The sequence below is a fragment of the Psychrobacter pacificensis genome (genome assembly GCF_900101915.1).
Taxonomy (GTDB): domain Bacteria; phylum Pseudomonadota; class Gammaproteobacteria; order Pseudomonadales; family Moraxellaceae; genus Psychrobacter; species Psychrobacter pacificensis.
Genome location: NZ_FNAL01000051.1, coordinates 1 through 2,748, shown reverse-complemented (window position 1 = coordinate 2,748; position 2,748 = coordinate 1). Strand labels below are relative to the sequence as shown.

Here is a 2,748-nt window from a genome sequence, read left to right as displayed (position 1 = left end):
AAAAAAGCTAAGTAGGGTTGATTTACCAGTACCAGGCTCACCTACAATTTCTAAAAAAGGAAAGGACTTTTGACGGTCACGTACTTGCTGGGCAAATAGGCTGCCCATGAAGCCGACCAGACTAATGACGCCTTGCACACCCCAGCCAGATATGATGTCCGCTAGCCAATTTGCAGGCTCTTTGGGTTTGTCGCCTATGCGGATACTTGGACTGGCCGCTAATGTCTTTAGGCTTTTATTATTGGGCAGGTCAAAATAGTCGTCTTTATTGAGCGCGTAAGTCACACCATGACGGATTGCGATATCGTTAAAAATGTAAGTCTGATGGTCTTTGCTATAACCAATAAAGTCGATGGTCTCAACGGTTTTGATGCCGTTAATCATGCGTCCCAACATAATGTCAAGCTGCTTTGAATTGCCTTGATAAATGACACCAGGCGCGACTGATAATAGGCGCTTTTTAAACTCACCAGCGGCCGACAGTTGACTGCCAGTAAAGGTGTTTTTGGTATCACCTTGAGGCGTGCGGATACGAAAGAAATACCACGATTCATCAGTGACAAGGTTTTGCTGATAGTAGAGTGCTTGCGGTTGACAGTTCATGATTTGGGTGACAGTCATGCAAGACTGCATTAGATCGTCATGCCAAAGCTGTACGGCTTCTTTTAACTCTTCTTCAGTATTGAATAGATCCTCTGTCGGTTCGCTGTCTGCGTCCATTTGCTTGGCTTTATCAAAGCTTTCGCTGTCTACTTTTACCCAGTAGGTGCAACTGTTGAAAAACATATAAAAGCTAGTGGTGCCATACTGGTTGTACGTCAGTAGCGCCTTGTCCTTTGCTGTCTCAGCAATAAGCAGCTCACCATAAAAGCGGTAGCGTTCAAGGTCTGTCTTGGTGAGTTTTCCCGCTTTGTGTAGGTCGTTCCAGTCTGCACCGTCGCTGTACTCACTTGACTGTGCGGCGGTGACATCCCAGCCGTTTTGGCGTGCGGTGGCCACCAGTTTGTCAGTGGCTTTGCGTCCAGCGTGGTCGCTATCGAGTGCGATGATAAGCTTGGGCAGTGGCTTGCCAAGCTCTGCCATTCGCGCTTTTATTTGCGCTAAGGTGTGGGCTGGGAAGTTACCGGCGGTGATGTTGCTAATGGCATGTAAGCCGTTCTCAGTCAGTGCCATGGCGTCAAAGATGCCCTCTACTATCCATAGCTCTTTCACATATGACCAGACGCCATGCTGTAGGTGCAGCTTTGGCGGTAGCCAAGCATGACCTTTAAATTTAAAGCCTGTTTGTACACGGGCCTTTTTTATATTTGCGGCGGGTTCTATCAGGCGTTCCCAATAGCCGATGGCTTGGCCATCGCTGGTGATATTGAAGCGCACGCTGGGGCAGGTGAAGTCGGAATAAAAATCCTTGAACACTTCTTGGGTATAGCTGCCTTGCCATTTGACAATATCAAAGCCACGTCCCGACTGAAGATAAGCGTCGGCGGTGGCATTGGGATTGGTCGGCGTTGGTGGATTTTTCTTTGTCCAGTTGGCAAAGATGTCTGGATATATGTCACGGGTAGAGGCTTGATAGTTGCACTTATTAGCGCGGCCACATTGGATCGTCCACGGGCTATCTGCACCGGTGAACAGCTCTTTCTTATTGCATGATGGGCAGCGACCATAGCGCAAAAATTGCCGATCGCTGGAGAACTTTAGCGCGTAGTCTTGGATAAGACGCGGGATCAGCTCGTCACGCGTCTCGTTACTCATAGTTTGGGCTGTCATAATTGGCTCGTAATCTGGTTTGGTGGTTTGGTTAGGCATTAGCGCTGATTGGTTTGTCTTGCTGCTTGTCTGGCTTGACTATCGAGCGGATATACTCTTGCTGAGAAACAAAGATGTGTCCGCAGTCTGGGTTTTTGCAGCGGTGCTCTATGTCGCGTAAGTAGTCAGTGATGACACGGGTACGCAAGATTAGGCAGTTAGAACGACAGGATGGACAGCGCATGTTTTACCTCTTTTAGTTTTTGACGATGTGGCTGATATCAGCTTTGGTACGCGATAGCGATTGATTGACCAGCCACGTCGTAAACTCATCGACACCCATTCCACGTTCAGCTGCTTTTTGTGTTAATAGCTGATCTTCAGCAGGAACAGGGGTCAGCTCGATGGGAATCTTATGCGACATGGACACCTCCATTGGTCATGGCGGTACTCTGTTGGCCCTGAAACATCGCTAAGAAGTGCGTCATCGGTAGCTCGACTGTGTTGGTCGATGGCAGTAACATGGCAATAGGTTGTTCATCAAACATCAAGTGATGAAGCTGTGCCATGGCAAGCTGACGCACTAAGGTGGCGAGTTCGACACCGGCTTTTTCGGCATGAGCCAGTAATATCTGATGATCGTAGTGATCTACACTGACTTTGATCGCGTTATCGCGTAGTTTCTTAGTATTCGGATTCATGGTTTGGTTTCCTTCTGGGTTTGGTTTGAGCTTGGTTTTACTCTTGGTTTAGGCCGCTGCGATAGCGGCGATGAGCGACAAAGCTCATAGAGCGATTTTCGTTTTTTGCGGTACGCATTAGCTCTTTATGCTCGCTTGGCGTAAGCCTTAGCTGCACCGATTTGCGCTTACCGCTTTTTAGGTGAGGCAGCTCACCCTTTGGCGTGGCTTGTACTGTGGTTTCGGTCATTTGGTGGTATCCTATAGCTAATTAAAAGCGTGTTATCGTGGTACGGTTTTATAATACAGTCAAATGAAC

Annotated in this window: 5 protein-coding genes; all 5 read right to left on the bottom strand. The window is 48.1% G+C overall.

Annotated features, from left to right (window positions below):
- Positions 1 to 1,770, bottom strand: a 1,770-nt coding sequence (locus tag BLR43_RS13360) for a toprim domain-containing protein (RefSeq protein ID WP_167669427.1), incomplete at its 3' end; no start/stop codon positions are given.
- A 31-nt stretch (positions 1,771 to 1,801) separates the two neighbouring features.
- Positions 1,802 to 1,993 (bottom strand): ogr/Delta-like zinc finger family protein, encoded by a 192-nt coding sequence (locus BLR43_RS13355; protein WP_093071468.1) that lies wholly within the window; start codon positions 1,991 to 1,993, stop codon positions 1,802 to 1,804.
- Between the two features lie 12 nt (positions 1,994 to 2,005).
- Entirely contained in the window at positions 2,006 to 2,173 is a 168-nt protein-coding gene (locus BLR43_RS13700; RefSeq protein ID WP_167669426.1) for a hypothetical protein, read from the bottom strand.
- A complete protein-coding gene (locus BLR43_RS13350) occupies positions 2,163 to 2,450 on the bottom strand; it encodes a hypothetical protein (RefSeq protein ID WP_093071467.1) in 288 nt (95 codons plus the stop codon). Before BLR43_RS13350 ends, BLR43_RS13700 begins: the two co-directional genes overlap by 11 nt.
- 37 nt (positions 2,451 to 2,487) lie before the next feature.
- Complete coding sequence (locus BLR43_RS13345) at positions 2,488 to 2,679, bottom strand: hypothetical protein (protein ID WP_093071466.1); 192 nt, start codon at positions 2,677 to 2,679, stop codon at positions 2,488 to 2,490.
- Positions 2,680 to 2,748: the final 69 nt, after the last annotated feature.

Coding starts and splice junctions, on each gene's coding strand:
- BLR43_RS13355 (WP_093071468.1), bottom strand. CDS start 1,993: ATGCGCTGTCCATCCTGTCGTTCTAACTGCCTAATCTTGCGTACCCGT.
- BLR43_RS13700 (WP_167669426.1), bottom strand. CDS start 2,173: ATGTCGCATAAGATTCCCATCGAGCTGACCCCTGTTCCTGCTGAAGAT.
- BLR43_RS13350 (WP_093071467.1), bottom strand. CDS start 2,450: ATGAATCCGAATACTAAGAAACTACGCGATAACGCGATCAAAGTCAGT.
- BLR43_RS13345 (WP_093071466.1), bottom strand. CDS start 2,679: ATGACCGAAACCACAGTACAAGCCACGCCAAAGGGTGAGCTGCCTCAC.